Origin of the sequence: Helicobacter pylori, assembly GCF_001653475.1 — a bacterium.
Classification (GTDB): domain Bacteria; phylum Campylobacterota; class Campylobacteria; order Campylobacterales; family Helicobacteraceae; genus Helicobacter; species Helicobacter pylori_CM.
In genome coordinates, this window is sequence record NZ_CP011487.1 from 175,142 (window position 1) to 194,160 (window position 19,019).

The following is a 19,019-nucleotide window of genomic DNA, read 5'->3' on the forward strand; positions in this document are numbered from 1 at the left end:
TTTATTAAAGGAAAAGATCAATGTCTAATCAAGAATACACCTTCCAAACTGAAATCAACCAACTTTTGGATTTGATGATCCACTCTTTGTATTCTAATAAAGAGATTTTTTTAAGAGAGTTGATTTCTAACGCGAGCGATGCTTTGGACAAGCTGAATTATTTGATGCTGACCGATGAAAAATTAAAAGGGCTGAATACCACGCCTAGCATTCATTTGAGTTTTGATGGCCAGAAAAAAACCTTAACGATTAAAGATAATGGTATAGGCATGGATAAAAACGATCTAATCGAGCATCTAGGCACGATCGCTAAATCAGGCACGAAGAGTTTTTTAAGCGCTTTGAGCGGGGATAAGAAAAAAGATAGTGCGCTGATTGGCCAATTTGGCGTGGGCTTTTATTCAGCGTTTATGGTAGCGAGTAAAATTGTCGTTCAAACCAAGAAAGTTACTAGCCATCAAGCTTATACATGGGTGAGCGATGGTAAGGGCAAGTTTGAAATCAGCGAATGCGTTAAAGATGAACAAGGCACAGAAATCACCCTCTTTTTAAAAGATGAAGATTCTCATTTTGCGAGCCGTTGGGAGATTGACAGCGTTATTAAAAAGTATTCTGAGCATATCCCTTTCCCTATTTTTTTAACTTACACCGATACGAAATTTGAAAGTGAAGGGGACGATAAAAAAGAAATTAAAGAAGAAAAATGCGATCAAATCAATCAAGCGAGCGCTTTATGGAAAATGAATAAGAGCGAGTTGAAAGAAAAAGACTACAAAGAGTTTTACCAATCGTTTGCGCATGATAACAGCGAACCTTTGAGCTATATCCACAATAAAGTGGAAGGCTCTTTAGAATACACAACGCTTTTTTACATCCCCAGCAAAGCGCCCTTTGACATGTTTAGGGTGGATTATAAAAGCGGGGTCAAACTTTATGTTAAAAGGGTGTTTATCACTGATGATGACAAAGAATTGTTGCCGTCTTATTTGAGGTTTGTTAAAGGCGTGATTGACAGCGAAGATTTACCCTTGAATGTGAGCCGTGAAATTTTGCAGCAAAACAAGATTTTAGCCAATATCCGTTCGGCTTCAGTGAAAAAGATTTTAGGCGAGATTGAACGCTTGAGCAAGGATAATGAAAATTACCATAAATTCTATGAGCCTTTCGGGAAAGTGTTAAAAGAAGGCTTGTATGGGGATTTTGAAAACAAAGAAAAACTTTTAGAATTGTTAAGATTCTATTCTAAAGACAAAGAAAAATTGGTTTCTTTAAAAGAATATAAAGAAAATTTAAAAGAAAATCAAAAAAGCATTTACTACCTTTTAGGTGAAAATTTAGACTTACTAAAGGCGTCCCCACTTTTAGAAAAATACGCTCAAAAAGGCTATGATGTTTTGTTGCTGAGCGATGAAATTGATGCGTTTGTGATGCCAGGCGTGAATGAATACGATAAAACGCCCTTTAGAGACGCTAGCCATAGCGAGAGCCTAAAAGAGCTTGGTTTGGAAGAAATCAACGATGAGGTAAAAGAGCGGTTTAAAGATTTAATGAAAGCGTTTGAAGAAAATCTTAAAGATGAGATTAAAGGCGTAGAGCTTTCTAACCATCTCACTTCAGCAGTGGCTTTAATAGGCGATGAACAAAATGCGATGATGGCTAATTGGATGCGTCAAATGGGGCAAAGCGTTCCTGAAAGTAAGAAGACGCTAGAATTAAACCCTAACCATGCGATTTTGCAAAAACTCTTAAAATACGAAGATAAAGAGCAGTTGAGTGCTTTTATCTGGTTGCTTTATGATGGGGCGAAGCTTTTAGAAAAAGGGGCTTTAAAAGACGCTAAAAGTTTTAACGAGCGTTTGAATAGCGTGCTATTGAAAGCGTTAAAGGGTTTGAATAAACTCGCTTAAACCCTTCAAAGCACCAATCTAAAAACGGCGTTTAAGATGAATGGGTGCGATAAAAACCTTGTTATGATTAAAAGATGAGTTTGTAGGGTTTATGCTTTCATTAAAACATTAAAAAGCGTAAAAGCCAACTAAACACAGTGTTTATCTAACTTCATTGAAACTAAAGTTCTATTTTCAATTCCTTAAGAGCGCCGCATGCTTCTTTAACGCCTGATTTACAACCTTTTTTAAAGTTTTCTACTGCTTGCTTTTCGTCCTTTGCTGTGCCTTTTCCGTTATATTGCATAACCCCTAGATTATAACACCCCCTACCATCATTCAACTCGCATGCATTAGAATAACGAGCGATAGTTTCCTTAAAATTCTTCGTTATACTATATATGTATCCTGCATTAATGCACCCTGGGCTGTCTTTTAAATCGCAAGCTTTTTCATACAAATCAAGAGCCTTTCTTAAATCCTTAGGCGTGCCTACGCCATAATGATGCAAGCTTCCTAATACCGTACACCCTTCAGCATGCTTTAGATCGCAAGATTTAGAGTAGTATTGTGAGGCTTTTTTGGCGTCTTTAGACACGCCTTGTCCGTTATAGTATAAATTGCCTAACAGACGGCACCCATAACCATCATTCAATTCACAACCTTTAGTGTAAAATTGAATGGCTTTTTTCAAGTCTTTTCCCACTCCTTTCCCTTCTTCATAGAACGCCCCTAAAAAAACACACCCAAAGCCATCTTTTAACTCACAAGCTTTTTCAAAATGCGTTTTAGCTTGAGTGAAATCTTGCTTCTTCACGCTCTCTATACCTAAATTAACAAGCTCTTTAGCGTTTGGCTCTGCCATTAACCCTCTTAAACACAACACGCCCAAACACAAGACCCCAAAAAGGGTTTTTTTAACGCTTCCTAGCATGATATATCTCCTATTAAAAAAATGTAATCCTTTATAATTATAATCAAATATTGATGATTAAAGCCTTATTGAACTTTTATTGATGAAATAAAGAAAAAATGATTTTTCTTTTAATGACTGCGCATTGCTTGAGTTGGATTGCTATGCTAAAAGGGATACTTCTAAAGACAGGGCTGTATTAAAAGATTTTGTTTAAAAAATTGATAGAACCGCCACCCTTTTAAGAGCGGCTTTCTTTGGTAAAAGCCCTTAAAGTAAAAACTAAAAACTAACATTGAAGGAGCAATAACATTTCTTTATTAAAACAGAAAGAGCGAAAAAATTATAGCAAGCTTTAATTAATTTGTCAAGCATTACCCCACTCCTATAAAGGCTACAATAAATAGATTGCAAGCACGCTAAAGCTTGAGTTGGTTTGGTGGTTTGTATCAGCGAAAAAGGCGTTGGTGGCGTTAGTATTAAAAGAAAAAATCCTTACGCCAAAACTATCATTATGCCCGTTTATTTCTCGCTTAAATCCTTTAAAACCCCTAAAAACACTTTTTCTAAAAGCTCTAATTCTTTCAAGCTCACCCTTTCATCAATGGCATGGATCCTGTCATTAATAACGCCAAATTCTACCACTTCTATGCTGTGAGCGTTAAAAAATCGCGCATCGCTCGTGCCGCCTTTGGTGTTTAAAAGGGGGGTGGTGTGGCATGTCTTTAAAATGTTTTCTTTTAAAACGCTGGTAAGCTTTGAATGAGAAGCCGTGATGAAAGGCGAACTGCTTGACTCTAATTCTAAAGTGTAAGGCAAATCTTTTAAAACTTTTTCTAAATATTCTTTTAAGCTCTCTTTGGTGGTTTTTAAAGAATGGCGCGCATTAAAGATGATTTCTACGCTTGCGGGTGTTACATTATTCGCCCCTAACCCTGCATGCAAGTTCGTGATAACCAATTTTGAAGGGTCAAAATACTCATCTCCATTATCTAAATGGACTCCTGAAATCAAGGGCAAAACAGAAGCGAGCGCATCAATGGGGTTTTGGCATTTTTTTGGGTAAGCCACATGCCCTTGAATGCCTTTTAAAATGAGTTTGCCATTAATAGAGCCTCTTCGGCCAATTTTGATGCTATCGCCTAGGACTTTTTCGCAAGTGGGTTCAGCCACAACCACCATATGGGGCAGCAAATCTTTTTCTTTGAGTTTTTCTAACATAAGCCTAGTGCCAAAAATCCCTGGCCCTTCTTCATCGCTTGTGAGTAAAACAGAAAGCATGAAAGGGGTTTTAGGGTTAAAATTCAAACTCGCGCTCAAAAACGCCCCCACGCCCCCTTTCATGTCTTGTGCCCCACGGCCGTATAAAAACCCCTCTTTAATAATGGGTTTAAAGGGATCGCTTTGCCAATTGTTTCCAGGATGCACGACATCAACATGCCCTGCAAAGCAAAAATGCAAGGGTTTAATATTTTCTTTTGCATGCTCTTTTTTTGCATGCTCTTTAGGGGGGTTAAAAATGCGGTATAAAAAAAGGTTTTTCACGCCATTTTCCCCACACTCTAGAGTTTTAAAATTAGGAAAAAGCGATTTAATGCATTCAAAAATACCGCATTCTTTGGGCGTAATGGTGGGGTAGCTGATGAGCTTTTGGGTGATTTCTAAAGCGTTCATTAAAAATCCTTTAAGAGTTTTTCCGCAAATGGATGTATAAATGCAAAACATCTAAATTCGCTGGGGTGATCCCGCTGATTTCTGAGGCTTCAAAAAGGCTTTTAGGGCGGAATTTTTCTAACTTTTCTACCGCTTCTAAGCTAAGGCCTGGAATGCCTTTAAACACAAAATCTTTAGGGATAGAAACTTTGAGCATGCTGTCCATTTTAGCGATATTTTCGTGTTGCTTTTCAATATAAATATTATATTTGCATTCAATTTTAATCTGCTCTAAAACCCGCTCATTCAAGGGGGCTAAAAAGCTGAAAAAGGAGCGCATTTTTTCTGAATTAAAACTATCGCGCGCTAAAAGGCTAACGCCATCAACCTTGTCATTGATAGGGTTTTCGTCCAATTCGTTTAGGCGTTTTAACACTTCTTTGCTAGGGGTAAGGACGCATTCTTTAAGGCGTTTGAGATTGTCTTGTATCTCTTGTTTGTCTTTTTTTAATTCCTTATAAAAATCCTGTTCCATAAGCCCTAAACGATAGGCATGTTCGCCTAACCTAAAAAGCGTGTTGTCCTCTCTTAAAAGCAAGCGGTATTCGGCTCGGCTGGTAAACATTCTGTAAGGCTCATTCGTGCCTTTAGTAACCAAATCATCAATCAAAACACCGATATAAGCTTCATTGCGCTTCAAAATAAAGGGAGCTTGATTCTTTAAAGCCAATACCGCATTAATCCCAGCCATAAGCCCTTGAGCCGCCGCTTCTTCATAGCCGGTAGTCCCATTGATTTGCCCGGCCAAATAAAGCCCTTTGATTTTTTTGGTTTCTAAAGTGTGGGTCAATTCTGTGGGCTGGATAAAATCATACTCTATCGCATAGCCATAGCGCGTGATGAGGGCGTTTTCTAAGCCTTTGATAGAATGAATGACCTTTTCTTGCACATCTAGGGGTAAAGAGGTGCTTAAGCCGTTGATATAATATTCGCTTTTGTGGATGGTTTGAGGCTCTAAAAACAGCTGGTGGCGTTCTTTTTCGCTGAAGCGCTTGATTTTATCTTCAATGCTAGGGCAATACCTTGGGCCTATGCCTTCAATTTGACCGCTAAACAGGGGGGCTCGGTGGAAATTATCCCTAATGATTTGGTGGGTGATAGGGTTGGTGTAAGTGATGAAACAAGAGAGTTGGGTGGGGTTAAAATCTTTGGTTTTATAGCTAAAATAGGGAGGGTTTGTGTCCCCGAAATGCTCTTCTAAGCCTTCAAAATCAATGCTATTGCCCGCCACTCTTGGGCAAGTGCCGGTTTTTAGTCTTTCCACCTTAAAGCCAAGCCCCCTCAAATTCAAGGCTAAAGAATTAGAAGCGTTTTCCCCAAAGCGCCCGTTTTGGTTTTGGTGCGTGCCAATATGCACCACCCCTTTTAAAAAAGTGCCTGTGGTGATGATCACTTTCTTAGCCTTATAAGTGTTATTAATGTTCGTGGTTACGCCCACTACCTCATCATTTTCAATGATTAAACTTTCGGCCATTTCTTGAGAGACGCTCAAATTAGGGGTGTTTAAAACAAGATTTCTTGCAAAAATGCGGTAAATATCCATATCAATTTGTGCTCTAGTCCCTCTAACTGCCGGCCCTTTAGAAGCGTTTAACACACGATATTGCAAACCGCTACTATCCGTAATTATCCCCATAGCCCCCCCTAAAACATCCACTTCTTTAGTCAAATGCCCTTTACCCAAGCCCCCAATCGCTGGATTACAGCTCGCTAAACCGATCGTATCTATGAGCATGGTGATTAAATGTGCTCTAGCCCCCATTTTGGCTGCAATCAAGCCCGCTTCAATGCCTGCATGCCCCCCACCAATCACTAAAATATCACTTTCTTTTACCACTCTTTTTCCTGTTTTGATATGATTTTTCTAAAACCTTAGTTTTGAAAAAGTTTTATTGTAGCATGGAGGTTAGTAATTTTAAAGGGTAGAATAAAATGGAAAATCATTCGCATGCCAATACGCATACAGATACGAGCACCGATGATAAAGGCACTAAGATCGTGCGCTTGTTTGGTTTAATAGGGGGAGTCTTAATCGCACTGATTATCTATTATGCGCTTAATTCTCAACTGCCTCACATTGCAGAAGAAATCCCCAAGCTTAGTTCCTTAAATTATAAGGCGATGCCCGTTGTGGCTGGGGTGGCCATTTTAATGGGGATATGGTGGATGACTGAAGCCATTGACCTGCCTGCAACCGCGCTTTTACCTTTGGTGCTTTTTAGCGTCTTTAGCGTGGATCAATTCGCTAATATCAGCTCTTCTTACGCATCGCCGATCATCTTTCTTTTTATGGGAGGGTTTATTTTAGCTTTAAGCATGCAAAAATGGAACTTGCACACGCGCATCGCTTTAAGCATTATTTTATTAGTAGGCACAAGCCCTAGGAGGTTGATTTTAGGTTTCATGATAGCTACAGGCTTTCTGTCTATGTGGGTGAGCAATACCGCAACAGCAGTGATGATGTTTCCTGTTGGCATGAGCGTTTTGCAATTAATCGCTAAACTTGTGGGCAAAGAAAACGCCTCTAATTCATGGTATCAAAAAGAAGAAATCACCAAAGCGCATGGGGGCATTATGAGTAATATCGTGCATAAGGGAAAAGATATTACCCGAGTCATTCAAGAAAAGACCATCATCTATCGCACGAATTTCAGTATTTGCTTGATGCTTGGCATCGCTTATGCGGCTTCTATTGGATCTTTAGGCACTCTTATTGGCACGCCACCTAACGCTTTATTGGCCGGCTATATGAAAACCGCTTTCAATATTGAAATTGATTTCGCTCAGTGGATGGTGTTTGGGACGCCGTTAGCCTTTATCATGCTCATTTTAGCGTGGTTCTTACTCACTTATGTGATTTTCCCTTTAAAGATTAAAGAAATCCCAGGGGGTAAGGAAGTCGTTAGATCAGAGTTAAACAAACTAGGCCGTTTGAGTCAGGCGGAAATCTCTGTGGGCGTTATTTTTATTTTAGCGTCTTTAGGGTGGATTTTTTTAGATACGATTTTAAAATCTTGGGGTGTTAAGATAGATAAAATCGATTCGGTGATCGCTATGGGGGTTTCTGCACTTTTATTCATTTTGCCCGCTAACAATCAGGGTGATAGGCTCATTGATTGGGGTGTTGCTAAAAAACTCCCTTGGGATGTGTTGCTTTTATTTGGCGGCGGGTTAGCCTTGAGCGCGCAATTTTCTAAAACCGGGTTGAGTTTGTGGATCGGGCATTTAGTCTCTGGCTTTTCGCATTTACCGATTTTATTCATCATTGTCATGGTCACTTTAATGGTCATTTTCTTAACCGAAATCACTTCTAACACCGCCACTGCTGCAGCGTTTTTACCGGTGATTGGAGGGGTTGCGATGGGCATGGGTTATGAAAATCATCAGAGCTTGTTATTGACCATTCCTGTAGCCTTGAGCGCGACTTGCGCGTTCATGCTCCCTGTAGCCACCCCACCGAATGCGATAGCTTATGGCTCTGGGTATGTTAAAATAACGGATATGATTAAAGCCGGTTTGTGGCTTAATCTAGTGGGCGTTGTTTTGATTAGCACGTTCAGTTATTTTTTAGTTTCGCTGGTATTTAATTGATTAAGGAAAAAAGTGGAAGAAGAGTTATTTAGAGAAAAATCTCGTTACATTACAGGGTTTGTTTTAATCATTGCGGCAGGCTTGATTTTGTATGCGGACAATTTGTTGTTGTTTTGGGCGGTTTTAGGGGGGATTTATGTGGTAGGGTTTTCTGAAGCGTTAAGGCTATTTCAAGTTAAAGCGAGCTTTAGTTTGTATCTTATTTTAGTGCTGTCATGGGTAGCGGCGTATTTTAACGGGCACCCTATAGAATGCGCTCTTATCAGCGCGATGGTCATGGCTAGTATCATCGCTTATCAAAAAGCACACCATAGTGAAGCCATTTTACCCTTTTTATACCCGGGTGTTGGGTTTTTTGCGCTTTTTGGGGTTTATAAGGATTTTGGTGCAGTAGCGATCATTTGGCTTTTAGTCGTGGTGGTTGCAAGCGATGTGGGGGCGTTTTTTGGAGGTAAGCTTTTAGGCAAAACCCCTTTCACGCCGACTTCGCCGAATAAAACCTTAGAGGGCGCGTTGATTGGCGTTGTTGTGGCGAGCGTTTTAGGATCGTTTGTGGGCATGGGGAAATTGAGCGGAGGCTTTTTTATGGCACTCTTTTTTAGTTTTTTAATCGCTCTTATGGCGGTGTTTGGGGATTTGTATGAAAGCTATTTGAAAAGAAAGGTTGGGATCAAAGATAGCGGTAAGATTTTACCTGGGCATGGGGGCGTTTTAGACCGATTGGATTCCATGCTTTTTGGGGCTTTAAGCTTGCATGCGTTGTTGTATTTTTTAGAAATTTGGAAAGAGACGGCGGTGTTTTTAGGGGATTGAATGGTTGTTTTAGGAAGCACCGGCTCTATTGGGAAAAACGCCTTAAAAATCGCAAAAAAATTCAAGGTAGAAATAGAAGCCTTAAGCTGTGGGAAAAATATCGCTTTAATCAATGAGCAAATCAAAGTGTTCAAACCCAAGAAAGTGGCCATTTTAGATCCTAACGATTTGCATTGTTTAGAGCCTTTGGGCGCGGAAGTGTTTGTAGGGCTAGAGGGCATTGATGCGATGATAGAAGAGTGCGTTTCAAATTTAGTCATTAACGCCATTGTGGGCGTGGCTGGATTGAAAGCGAGCTTTAAAAGCTTACAAACTAACAAAAAACTAGCCCTAGCGAATAAAGAAAGCTTAGTGAGCGCGGGGCATTTATTAGACATTTCACAAATCACGCCCATTGACAGCGAGCATTTTGGTTTGTGGGCGTTGTTGCAAAACAAGACTTTAAAACCTAAATCTTTAATCATTAGCGCGAGTGGGGGGGCTTTTAGAGACACGCCTCCAGAATTTATTCCTGTTCAAAACGCGCAAAACGCGCTCAAGCACCCTAATTGGAGCATGGGATCTAAAATCACCATTGATTCAGCGAGCATGGTCAATAAGCTTTTTGAAATCCTAGAAACCTATTGGCTTTTTGGCGCGTCTTTAAAGATTGATGCGTTGATTGAAAGAAGCTCTATCGTGCATGCTTTGGTGGAGTTTGAAGACAACTCTGTCATCGCGCATTTAGCAAGCGCGGACATGAAATTACCCATAAGCTATGCCATTAACCCTAAATTAGCTTCTTTGAACGCTTCCATCAAGCCCTTAGATTTATACGCTTTAAGCGCGATTAAATTTGAACCCATTAGCATGGAGCGCTACACTTTGTGGCGTTATAAAGACTTGTTGTTGGAAAACCCAAAGCTTGGCGTGGTGCTGAATGCGAGCAATGAAGTAGCGATGAAGAAGTTTTTAAATCAAGAAATCGCTTTTGGTGGTCTTATCAAAACCATTTCTCAAGCTTTAGAATCATACGCTAAAATGCCTTTCAAGCTCTCCAATTTAGATGAAGTGCTGGCGTTAGATAAGGAAGTTAGGGATCGTTTTGGAAGCGTAGCGAGAGTGTAGTATAATAAGATTTTGCTTTTAATAGCGTTTTATTTCAATCAGGAGTTTTTATGGGGTTAAAAAATCAAATCAAGGGTTTTATTAAAGAGAGAATGCCTTTTTTAGTCAGATGTGTTCGTAGTTTAAAAGGGGCCAAAAACATTCATGATGGAATTAATCATGAAATTAAGGAAATGTTGGAGGCTAAAAAACTCCATTCCCTTCAAGAAAAAGCTTTATTCAACCATGACGAAAGCGTGTTTTTAGCTATCGCTTCTTTAAATAATGAAAGTTTCATTGAACGCAATAGGAGTATTTATAAAAATAGTTCTCTTAATTATAATTATGGGGGGGGGGCATTTAGAAGATAGGGTTATCCATCCCACTTTAACTCTACCCAATCCCACGCATTCGGGTTATTTTGACTATGATAAAAAAAGTCAAAACCCTAAAAGCCCTCTAAACCCATGGGCTTTTATTAGAGTCAAAAATGAAATCGTTACTTTAGAAGAGAGCTTGTTTTCTATGCTTCCTGCCATTCAAAGGGGGGTCATTGGTTTTAATGATTGCGATGATGGCTCTAAAGAAGTGATTTTAGAGTTTTGTGAAAAGTTCCCCTCATTTATCCCTATCAGCTATCCTTATGAAGTCATACTAGAGGATTGCCCGAGTTTGTGGCACCAATTTTATCATTATTGTAATTATACGCTTTCTTTTATCCCTAAAAATGAGTGGGTTATCAAAATTGATTGCGATCATATTTATGACGCTAAAAAACTTTATGAAAGTTTTTATATCCCTAAGAGCATTAAAGAGGTTGTGGTGTATTCGCGCATTAATTTTGTGGTGCGGAATCTTGAAGTGTTTGCGCGTAATGATGGGGATTTTGGGTTTTTAGACGCATGGGGGGATCAATGGTTGTTTTATAACGATTGTGAGCCTTTTGAACTTTGGCAATACGATGGTGTGGGTATTGAAATTTTAAAGCTTAAAGATAAACACCATATTAAGGATAAAGAACTCGTGCAATGGCACTTCCCTTTAGCTAAAAAGAGGCGAAACGCTCTTGTTTATAATGATTTAATCCCTTTAAAAGATTTTAAAAAGCACCATGCCGATTTGATAGGCACAAGAATTGAAGAAAACATGCTAGATGAAAAGAGAATTTTAGAGATGTATCAAAAATTCAATTTAGCGAAAGAATAGCTACAAGCATGTAGCCTATTTCCTCACAAACTGCTTGTATAAAAATTCCTTTCTCCCTATGGCGATGATATGGTTGCGCATTTTGTCATGCAAATCGCCTAAGAAAAAAGGGGCTTTTAAGGCGAGTTTAGGAATGTCTAGGGCATACACTTGAATGAGATAATGGTGATCACCATTAGGGGGCATGGGACCGATATAGACGCTGTTATTGAGATTGGAGCGTTGTTTTTCATTTTCATTGAGAGAAGAACGGATAAAGCCTTGAGTGAGCGAATTGACCCCTTGAACAATCCTTTTATCCATCATGGAAGCGTTTTCTTCTAAAACATTATAAGGAATATTGCCCACTACCCAATGGACAAACGACATGCCGCACACTTTTTGAGCGTCATGATCGATGAGTTCTAATGCATAGCTTTGAGCGCCTTCTACTTTTTGCCATGAGATTTTAGGCGAATAAGTGGGTAAGCCGTTTGGGTTGAGAAACCCTCTAGGAGCGTTACCGCCAAATTTAGCGTCCAAATACCCTTGCGAATCGGTTTGAATCACCACTTCAAAAGTTTTCATTTTAAGCCTTTTTTCTTTGGAATCATTTTGCGTATTCTTATTGTAGCATGATTATAAAAATACATCTTGATTTGGAGCATGATATTAGAATAATCATTTTTAATGATTAAATAGCTATTTATTTTTAGTGGTTAGTATTGAACGCATGGAAAGTAAAATAAATCGTTTGAGCGCCAAGATAGACGCACTATTGGAACAGCAAAAAAGAGTGATTTCTTTACTAGAAACTTATTTGAGCGTTTATCCCGCCCAAGAGGTTTCAAATAAGTTTTTTAAAGGCGTTAGTCAAGGGATGGAGTTAGCCCCAGAAATCGCGCAAGGAGATGAAGAAAAACGCCTTTATGTGTTGCAATATTTAAGCCATGTGGATATTACTAAAAACAAGCAAGACTCCCAACTCAAAAAAGATTGTTTGGAATTTATCCAAAGGTTTAATGTCCCAAAGCCCATTATAGTTACCGCTCTTTATAACCTTAGGGGCATTAAGCCCACTAAAAAAGAAGTGGCGAAACAATTGCAAAAACTCTATGTGTGGGAGAAGCGTTACCAACAAGGGGGGATAGACGCTTTAAAAGACAGGCGTGGGAGACCCCTTAAAAAACCTTAAGCGGGTTGGTAGCGGTTGTTGTTAGTTTTTGATAGGAGGCTATTCGCATTTCTCAATATGTTTTTAAAAATTCATCTTATTTTAAGTTAAAATTAAGAAAATATCTTGTATTTAATCATAATTTAGACCTAGATAAGAAAATCTATGTAAAATTTTTAAGGAGAACACTCATTTGTTACAACGAATTTATTTAGATAATAACGCTACAACTAGGATTGACCCTAAAGTCAAAGAGATCATGGATCCTTTTTTAAGGGATCATTACGGGAACCCTAGCTCGTTGCACCAGTTTGGCACAGAAACCCACCCGGCTATTGCAGAAGCGCTGGATAAGCTTTATAAGGGCATTAACGCTAGGGATATAGATGATGTGATCATCACTTCTTGCGCGACAGAAAGCAATAATTGGGTTTTAAAGGGCGTGTATTTTGATGAATGCTTAAAAAAAGGTAAAAATCATATTATAACCACGGTTGCAGAGCATCCGGCGGTGCGATCCACTTGCAATTTTTTAGAAAGCTTGGGGGTGGAAGTGACTTACTTGCCTATTAATGAGCATGGGAGTATCACCGCAGAGCAAGTCAAAGAAGCGATCACAGAAAAAACCGCTTTAGTGAGCGTGATGTGGGCGAATAATGAAACCGGTCTCATTTTCCCTATTGAAGAAATTGGGGCTATTTGTAAAGAAAAGGGCGTGTTGTTCCATACCGATGCCGTGCAAGCGATTGGTAAAATCCCTGTAGATGTGTTAAAAGCGAATGCGGATTTCCTTTCTTTTAGCGCGCACAAGTTTCATGGGCCTAAAGGCATTGGGGGGCTATATATTAGAAGTGGGGTGGGATTGACCCCTCTTTTTCATGGCGGGGAGCATATGAATGGCCGGCGCAGCGGGACTTTAAATGTGCCTTATATTGTGGGCATGGGCGAAGCGATGAGATTAGCCGTAGAACATTTAGACTATGAAAAAGAAGTGGTAGGGAAATTGCGCGACAAATTAGAAGAAGCGCTTTTGAAAATCCCTGATGTGATGGTGGTAGGGGATCGAGTCCATCGTGTGCCTAACACGACTTTAATCAGCGTGAGAGGGATTGAAGGAGAGGCCATGCTGTGGGATTTGAATCGCTCTAATATCGCCGCTTCCACAGGGAGTGCGTGCGCGAGTGAGGATTTAGAGGCTAATCCTGTCATGGTGGCGATTGGAGCGAGTAAGGAATTAGCTCATACCGCTATCAGGCTTTCATTGAGCCGTTTCAACACGGAAGCTGAAATTGATAAAACGATTAAAGTTTTCTCTCAAGCGGCTACAAGATTGAGAAATATTTCAAGCTCTTATTAAAATATTAATAAAGGAATCAAAATGGCAAAACATGATTTAGTGGGATCAGTCCTTTGGGACGCGTATTCTAAAGAAGTTCAAAGGCGCATGGATAACCCTACGCATTTAGGGGTCATCACAGAAGAGCAGGCTAAAGCCAAAAACGCTAAGCTCATTGTGGCGGATTATGGCGCAGAAGCATGCGGGGATGCGGTGAGGTTGTATTGGCTTGTAGATGAAAGCACGGATACTATTATGGACGCGAAGTTTAAAAGCTTTGGTTGCGGAACGGCGATCGCAAGCTCAGATATGATGGTAGAGTTGTGTTTGAATAAAAGAGTCCAAGATGCGGTAAAAATCACGAATTTGGATGTGGAAAGAGGCTTAAGAGACGACCCGGACACGCCGGCTGTTCCTGGGCAAAAAATGCACTGCTCCGTGATGGCGTATGATGTGATCAAAAAAGCGGCCGGCATGTATTTAGGGAAAAACGCCGAAGATTTTGAAGAAGAAATCATCGTGTGTGAGTGCGCTAGGGTGAGTTTAGGCACGATTAAAGAAGTGATCAGGCTCAATGATTTAAAAAGCGTTGAAGAAATCACTAACTACACCAAAGCCGGCGCTTTTTGTAAAAGTTGTGTGAGACCAGGAGGGCATGAAAAAAGGGATTATTACCTGGTGGATATTCTTAAAGAAGTGCGCGAAGAAATGGAAGCTGAAAAACTTAAAGCCACCGCTAACAAATCCCAAAGCGGGGAATTGGCTTTCAGGGAAATGACTATGGTTCAAAAGATTAAAGCCGTGGATAAAGTCATTGATGAAAATATCCGCGCGATGCTTATGATGGACGGAGGGGATTTAGAGATTTTAGACATTAAAGAAAGCGATGATTACATTGATGTGTATATCCGCTACATGGGGGCATGCGATGGGTGCATGAGCGCGACTACCGGGACTTTATTTGCCATTGAAAACGCCTTACAGGAATTATTGGATCGCAGTATCAGGGTGTTACCGATTTGATTTGTTTTGAACTTTTTAGGGGGTGAAGGCCTTTTTTAAGCGAAGCGCTAATCAACTCAGAATGAGGAATGATTAGCGCTTACAGCATTATTCGTTAATACGCTACTTTTATGCTAATATGTTATTTTGAAGCGATTTGCGATGATGATTGAAGGAACTTGATGGAAACGACAGAAAACACGGATGAAACTCGCTTAAGGGGCACTAAAAACAAACTAGGACGCAAACCAAAAGCAGACGCTAATAAAAAAACTTGCGCTGTAAGCTTGTACTTTTCTGATGAGCAATACCAAAAACTAGAGAAAATGGCTAACGAAGAAGAAGAAAGCGTGGGATCTTATATCAAACGCTATATTTTGAAGGCTTTAAGAAAAATAGAGCAAAATGGTGCTTGATAATTTTTTAACTTGTTTTTAGTTTAGCTCCACGAGTTTTGCTATAGAACAAAACTAAAACCCCATTTTTATCTGGCCTTTAGCTGTGTGGTTTTAAAAAAGAGAGATATTTTGGCTAAAAAAACTTCTTTATTTGAGTGTCAGCATTGCGGTTTTACAAGCCCTAAGTGGCTGGGCAAGTGCGTTCAATGCAACGCATGGGAGAGTTTTATAGAATTGAACCAAACCCAAAAGGAAGTTTTAAACACGCTTAAAAATCCTCTCCCAAAAGCGCAAAAAAGCGTTTCTATCGCTGAAATTGAGCATGAAGAAGTGCTCAAATTTTCTTCCACTCAAAGCGAATTGGATATTGTTTTGGGTGGGGGGATTGTTAAAGGGGGGTTGTATTTAGTGGGGGGGAGTCCTGGGGTGGGGAAATCCACTCTGCTTTTAAAAGTGGCGTCTGGCTTAGCCAAAAACCAGCAAAAGGTTTTGTATGTGAGCGGGGAAGAGAGCTTGAGCCAGATTAAAATGCGCGCTACTAGATTGGATTACATAGAAAAAGAATTGTATTTGCTCAATGAAATCAATTGGCCTGTGATTAAGGCTAATATTGAAAGCGAAAATTATTTTGCTTGCGTGATTGATTCCATTCAAACGCTTTATTCGCCAGAGATTTCTTCAGCGCCAGGCTCTATTTCGCAAGTGCGAGAGATCACTTTTGAGCTCATGCGTTTGGCAAAAACAAGAAATATTGCTGTTTTTATCATCGGTCATATCACTAAAGAAGGGAGCATCGCAGGGCCTAGAGTGCTAGAACATATGGTAGATAGCGTGCTGTATTTTGAAGGCGATCCCAGTAGAGAATTAAGGATTTTAAGGAGTTTTAAAAACCGCTTTGGCCCCACGAGTGAAATTGGCTTGTTTGAGATGAAAGAGCAGGGTTTGGTGAGTGCTAAAGAAGCTTCAAGCTTGTTTTTTTCTAAAGAAGAGCCTATGGAGGGGAGCGCGATTACCATCACTTTAGAAGGCTCAAGGGCGTTGATTTTAGAAATCCAGGCGTTGGTGAGCGAGTGCAGTTTTGGAGCGCCCAAACGATTAGCGAACGGGTTTGACACCAACCGCCTTAACATGCTCATCGCTTTATTAGAAAAAAAGCTAGAAATCCCCTTAAACCGCCATGATGTGTTTATCAATGTGAGTGGAGGCATTAAGATTAGCGAGCCGGCTTGCGATTTAGCGGTCATTGCCAGTATTCTTTCAAGCTTTAAAAACAGAAAAATTGACAATAAAACGGCGTTTTTGGGCGAAGTGAGTTTGAATGGCAGGATTTTAGAAGCCCCTAATTTGAACGCCAGATTGAAAGAAATGGAAAATTACGGCTTTTTAAAAGCCATTTTGCCTAAAAAACCCAATCAAAAAACCTCCATCAAATGCTATGAAGCCAATGTTGTGGGTAAGATTGTTGAATGGATGTGATTTTAACTTTTGTTACCTAATAGGACAGAACCTTATTAAAATTTAAACTCAATTTAAAGATCAACTACCATTTTTTTTAGTTATAATAGCGGACACCATTAAAATTAAAAAAAGGGTTATTCAATGAAAGTATTATCTTACTTGAAAAAATTTTATTTTTTTTTACTAATAGGAGCAATTATGCAAGCGAATGAAAACATGGGGGTTAAACACCAAAAAACCGATGAAAGAGTGATTTATTTGGCTGGGGGGTGCTTTTGGGGGCTAGAGGCGTATATGGAGAGGATTTATGGCGTCATAGACGCAAGCTCTGGTTACGCTAACGGCAAGACTTCAAGCACGAATTATGAAAATTTGCATGAGAGCGATCATGCTGAAAGCGTGAAAGTCATTTATGATCCTAAAAAAATCAGTTTGGACAAGTTGTTGCGTTATTATTTTAAGGTGATTGATCCGGTGAGCGTGAATAAGCAGGGTAATGATGTGGGCAGGCAGTATCGCACAGGGATTTATTATGTCAATAGCGCGGATAAAGAAGTGATAGATCACGCCTTAAAAGCGTTGCAGAAAGAAGTGAAAGGCAAGATCGCTATTGAGGTAGAGCCTTTAAAAAATTATGTGAGGGCTGAAGAATACCACCAGGACTATTTGAAAAAACACCCTGGTGGCTATTGCCATATTGATTTGAAAAAGGCGGATGAAGTGATTGTGGATGACGATAAATACGCCAAACCAAGCGATGAAGTTTTAAAGAAAAAACTCACCAAACTCCAGTATGAAGTGACTCAAAACAAACACACTGAGAAACCCTTTGAAAATGAGTATTACAACAAAGAAGAAGAGGGCATTTATGTGGATATTACCACCGGCGAGCCGTTATTTTCTTCAGCGGATAAATACGACTCCGGTTGCGGGTGGCCAAGCTTTTCTAAGCCTATCAATAAGGATGTGGTGAAATACGAAGACGATGAGAGCCTTAATAGGAAACGCATTGAAGTGTTGAGCCGTATTGGTAAGGCGCATTTAGGGCATGTGTTTAACGATGGGCCTAAAGAATTGGGGGGCTTAAGGTATTGCATTAATAGCGCGGCTTTAAGGTTTATTCCCTTAAAAGACATGGAAAAAGAGGGCTATGGCGAGTTTATCCCTTATATCAAAAAGGGTGAATTGAAAAAATACATCCAAGATAAAAAAACGCATTAAGGGGTAATGACTAAGCCTCCTAATGGGGGTAAAATGGGGGGGGTTAAAGCGTTATCTTAAAAACGCTAAAAACCGCTTCACTGATTTATTTTTAACTATTCTTATTCAAAAAACAACCCCTATAAAATAGTTTTTATTTTTTAAAAGAAATTTTAAAAAATGGATGTTTTGGCTCTGTTTTTATTAAATAAGGATCATTAAAACTTTTTTAAAAATGCCCTTGAGCGTTTTTACCCCATAATGAGCTTGTGTAAAGTCGCTAAAATGCTTAAAGCATAAATGAGGAGCAACAGGATTTTATGCACCTTTTCATTAGCCAAAGCAATGAGCTTAATGCCAATGCCCACCCCTAAAAACGCTCCAATACCGGTAATCACCCCCGCTTGAACGCTTATATTATCAAGAACCCTCCCATTATAAAGAGAGATAACCCCAGATAAAGAAGCGAACACCACAAAAAATAGCCCCAAAGGTACGATTTTTTTAGAATCGTATTTCAAAAAATAGCCCAAAAACGGCACCATTAAAATCCCCCCACCCATGCCTAGCGGGATAGAAAAAATGCCGGTAACAAAACCGGCGAGCATTAAAACCCCATGCGTTCTATCCATAGACACAAAAGGGAGCGAGCGCTTTTTTTCCGGCGTTTTGTTATTCGCATGCAAATCAAAATGCATTTCTTCAAAATGTTCTGGTTTCTTGTTGTTAGAAAAAGCGTATTTGATAAAGGTGTAGCACACCACCACCACAAACACCGCCATTAAAATCTTATCGTCAATGATCTTTAAGATAAAGCTCCCTAAAATCGCCCCCATTAGCCCTCCAAACGCAGCAAATGAGCCTTCTCTCAAATCCAATAAGCCCTTTTTGTAATTGATGATAGAGCCGACCACTGAAGAAAAAAGCATTTGCATGAGCGAAATACCCACCGCATGGCTATAGCTAAAATGGGCAAAAATCGCGCTAGGGACGACAATCTCCCCCCCACCAATACCAAAAAACCCAGCGGTAATGCCGGTGAATAGCCCCACAAGAGCCAAAATAAACGCTGTTGATTCTTCCATAAAAAACTCCCTAAATTCTAAATTATTACTTTATCAAAAAAAAGTGATAATCTTTAAAAAATCTTTCTTTAATGATTGCAAAAATAGGGTTTTGATTGCTTTAATTTCATAGCTTGAGAGTGCTTTATAAGAGATTATTAAAGCTCTCTTTATTATTTAATTTTAAAAATGCCTTTAAG

17 protein-coding genes are annotated in these 19,019 nt (G+C 39.6%); 12 read left to right on the forward strand and 5 right to left on the reverse strand.

Features of this window, described 5'->3' with window-relative positions:
- The first annotated feature begins 20 nt into the window (after positions 1-20).
- On the forward strand, positions 21-1,907 hold the full coding sequence (htpG, locus tag AA974_RS00870; RefSeq protein ID WP_064433017.1) for a molecular chaperone HtpG: 1,887 nt from the start codon (positions 21-23) through the stop codon (positions 1,905-1,907).
- 160 nt (positions 1,908-2,067) lie between these two features.
- On the opposite strand, the gene hcpA is transcribed toward htpG, so the two are convergent.
- From hcpA to mnmG, 3 genes are all read right to left on the reverse strand, one after another.
- A complete protein-coding gene (gene hcpA, locus AA974_RS00875; protein WP_064433018.1) occupies positions 2,068-2,820 on the reverse strand; it encodes a Sel1-like repeat protein HcpA in 753 nt (250 codons plus the stop codon).
- 501 nt (positions 2,821-3,321) lie between these two features.
- Positions 3,322-4,473 carry a succinyl-diaminopimelate desuccinylase gene (gene dapE, locus AA974_RS00880; protein ID WP_064433019.1) on the reverse strand — a complete coding sequence of 384 codons (1,152 nt, stop codon included), beginning with the start codon at positions 4,471-4,473 and terminating at the stop codon, positions 3,322-3,324.
- A 10-nt stretch (positions 4,474-4,483) separates the two neighbouring features.
- Positions 4,484-6,349 carry a tRNA uridine-5-carboxymethylaminomethyl(34) synthesis enzyme MnmG gene (gene mnmG / locus AA974_RS00885; RefSeq protein WP_064433020.1) on the reverse strand — a complete coding sequence of 622 codons (1,866 nt, stop codon included), beginning with the start codon at positions 6,347-6,349 and terminating at the stop codon, positions 4,484-4,486.
- Between the two features lie 95 nt (positions 6,350-6,444).
- Here mnmG and AA974_RS00890 point away from each other — a divergent pair, with 95 nt between their 5' ends.
- The 5 genes from AA974_RS00890 to AA974_RS00910 are packed head-to-tail and all read left to right on the forward strand — an operon-like array spanning position 6,445 to position 11,208.
- The gene (locus AA974_RS00890) at positions 6,445-8,103 is read left to right on the forward strand and encodes an SLC13 family permease (protein ID WP_064433021.1); all 1,659 of its coding nucleotides are present in this window, start codon (positions 6,445-6,447) and stop codon (positions 8,101-8,103) included.
- Positions 8,104-8,115: 12 nt separating this feature from the next.
- A complete protein-coding gene (locus AA974_RS00895) occupies positions 8,116-8,916 on the forward strand; it encodes a phosphatidate cytidylyltransferase (protein WP_064433022.1) in 801 nt (266 codons plus the stop codon).
- Positions 8,917-10,023: a 1-deoxy-D-xylulose-5-phosphate reductoisomerase gene (gene dxr, locus AA974_RS00900; RefSeq protein WP_064433023.1), complete on the forward strand. Its 1,107-nt coding sequence runs from the start codon at positions 8,917-8,919 to the stop codon at positions 10,021-10,023.
- A gap of 50 nt (positions 10,024-10,073) precedes the next feature.
- Complete coding sequence (locus tag AA974_RS07900; RefSeq protein WP_064433024.1) at positions 10,074-10,373, forward strand: hypothetical protein; 300 nt, start codon at positions 10,074-10,076, stop codon at positions 10,371-10,373.
- Positions 10,348-11,208 carry a beta-1,4-N-acetylgalactosamyltransferase gene (locus AA974_RS00910; protein ID WP_064433025.1) on the forward strand — a complete coding sequence of 287 codons (861 nt, stop codon included), beginning with the start codon at positions 10,348-10,350 and terminating at the stop codon, positions 11,206-11,208. The genes AA974_RS07900 and AA974_RS00910 overlap by 26 nt, the downstream gene beginning before the upstream one ends.
- 15 nt (positions 11,209-11,223) lie before the next feature.
- Here the strand turns inward: AA974_RS00910 and AA974_RS00915 are convergent, their stop codons facing one another.
- Positions 11,224-11,775, reverse strand: coding sequence for a YbhB/YbcL family Raf kinase inhibitor-like protein (locus AA974_RS00915; RefSeq protein ID WP_064433026.1), 552 nt, complete (start codon positions 11,773-11,775; stop codon positions 11,224-11,226).
- A gap of 145 nt (positions 11,776-11,920) precedes the next feature.
- On the opposite strand from AA974_RS00915, the gene AA974_RS00920 reads away from it, so the two are divergent.
- From AA974_RS00920 to msrB, 6 genes are all read left to right on the forward strand, one after another.
- On the forward strand, positions 11,921-12,382 hold the full coding sequence (locus AA974_RS00920; protein WP_064434034.1) for a helix-turn-helix domain-containing protein: 462 nt from the start codon (positions 11,921-11,923) through the stop codon (positions 12,380-12,382).
- Between the two features lie 172 nt (positions 12,383-12,554).
- The gene (locus AA974_RS00925) at positions 12,555-13,718 is read left to right on the forward strand and encodes a NifS family cysteine desulfurase (RefSeq protein WP_064433027.1); all 1,164 of its coding nucleotides are present in this window, start codon (positions 12,555-12,557) and stop codon (positions 13,716-13,718) included.
- A gap of 21 nt (positions 13,719-13,739) precedes the next feature.
- Entirely contained in the window at positions 13,740-14,720 is a 981-nt protein-coding gene (locus tag AA974_RS00930) for an iron-sulfur cluster assembly scaffold protein (protein WP_064433028.1), read from the forward strand.
- A 161-nt stretch (positions 14,721-14,881) separates the two neighbouring features.
- Positions 14,882-15,115, forward strand: a complete 234-nt coding sequence (locus AA974_RS00935) for a ribbon-helix-helix domain-containing protein (protein WP_064433029.1) — start codon at positions 14,882-14,884, stop codon at positions 15,113-15,115.
- Between the two features lie 111 nt (positions 15,116-15,226).
- Positions 15,227-16,573: a DNA repair protein RadA gene (gene radA, locus AA974_RS00940; protein ID WP_064433030.1), complete on the forward strand. Its 1,347-nt coding sequence runs from the start codon at positions 15,227-15,229 to the stop codon at positions 16,571-16,573.
- Positions 16,574-16,696: 123 nt separating this feature from the next.
- The gene (msrB, locus tag AA974_RS00945) at positions 16,697-17,776 is read left to right on the forward strand and encodes a peptide-methionine (R)-S-oxide reductase MsrB (protein ID WP_064433031.1); all 1,080 of its coding nucleotides are present in this window, start codon (positions 16,697-16,699) and stop codon (positions 17,774-17,776) included.
- Between the two features lie 230 nt (positions 17,777-18,006).
- Here msrB and AA974_RS00950 read toward each other — a convergent pair whose 3' ends face one another.
- A complete protein-coding gene (locus AA974_RS00950; RefSeq protein WP_064433032.1) occupies positions 18,007-18,840 on the reverse strand; it encodes a sulfite exporter TauE/SafE family protein in 834 nt (277 codons plus the stop codon).
- Between the last annotated feature and the right edge of the window lie 179 nt (positions 18,841-19,019).

Bases quoted from the DNA above. Each gene is read 5' to 3' on its own strand.
- htpG (WP_064433017.1), top strand. From the start codon at position 21: ATGTCTAATCAAGAATACACCTTCCAAACTGAAATCAACCAACTTTTG.
- AA974_RS00930 (WP_064433028.1), top strand. From the start codon at position 13,740: ATGGCAAAACATGATTTAGTGGGATCAGTCCTTTGGGACGCGTATTCT.
- dapE (WP_064433019.1), bottom strand. From the start codon at position 4,473: ATGAACGCTTTAGAAATCACCCAAAAGCTCATCAGCTACCCCACCATT.
- AA974_RS00910 (WP_064433025.1), top strand. From the start codon at position 10,348: ATGGGGGGGGGGCATTTAGAAGATAGGGTTATCCATCCCACTTTAACT.
- AA974_RS00915 (WP_064433026.1), bottom strand. From the start codon at position 11,775: ATGAAAACTTTTGAAGTGGTGATTCAAACCGATTCGCAAGGGTATTTG.
- AA974_RS00920 (WP_064434034.1), top strand. From the start codon at position 11,921: ATGGAAAGTAAAATAAATCGTTTGAGCGCCAAGATAGACGCACTATTG.
- AA974_RS00935 (WP_064433029.1), top strand. From the start codon at position 14,882: ATGGAAACGACAGAAAACACGGATGAAACTCGCTTAAGGGGCACTAAA.
- AA974_RS00890 (WP_064433021.1), top strand. From the start codon at position 6,445: ATGGAAAATCATTCGCATGCCAATACGCATACAGATACGAGCACCGAT.
- AA974_RS00950 (WP_064433032.1), bottom strand. From the start codon at position 18,840: ATGGAAGAATCAACAGCGTTTATTTTGGCTCTTGTGGGGCTATTCACC.
- msrB (WP_064433031.1), top strand. From the start codon at position 16,697: ATGAAAGTATTATCTTACTTGAAAAAATTTTATTTTTTTTTACTAATA.
- AA974_RS07900 (WP_064433024.1), top strand. From the start codon at position 10,074: ATGGGGTTAAAAAATCAAATCAAGGGTTTTATTAAAGAGAGAATGCCT.
- hcpA (WP_064433018.1), bottom strand. From the start codon at position 2,820: ATGCTAGGAAGCGTTAAAAAAACCCTTTTTGGGGTCTTGTGTTTGGGC.
- dxr (WP_064433023.1), top strand. From the start codon at position 8,917: ATGGTTGTTTTAGGAAGCACCGGCTCTATTGGGAAAAACGCCTTAAAA.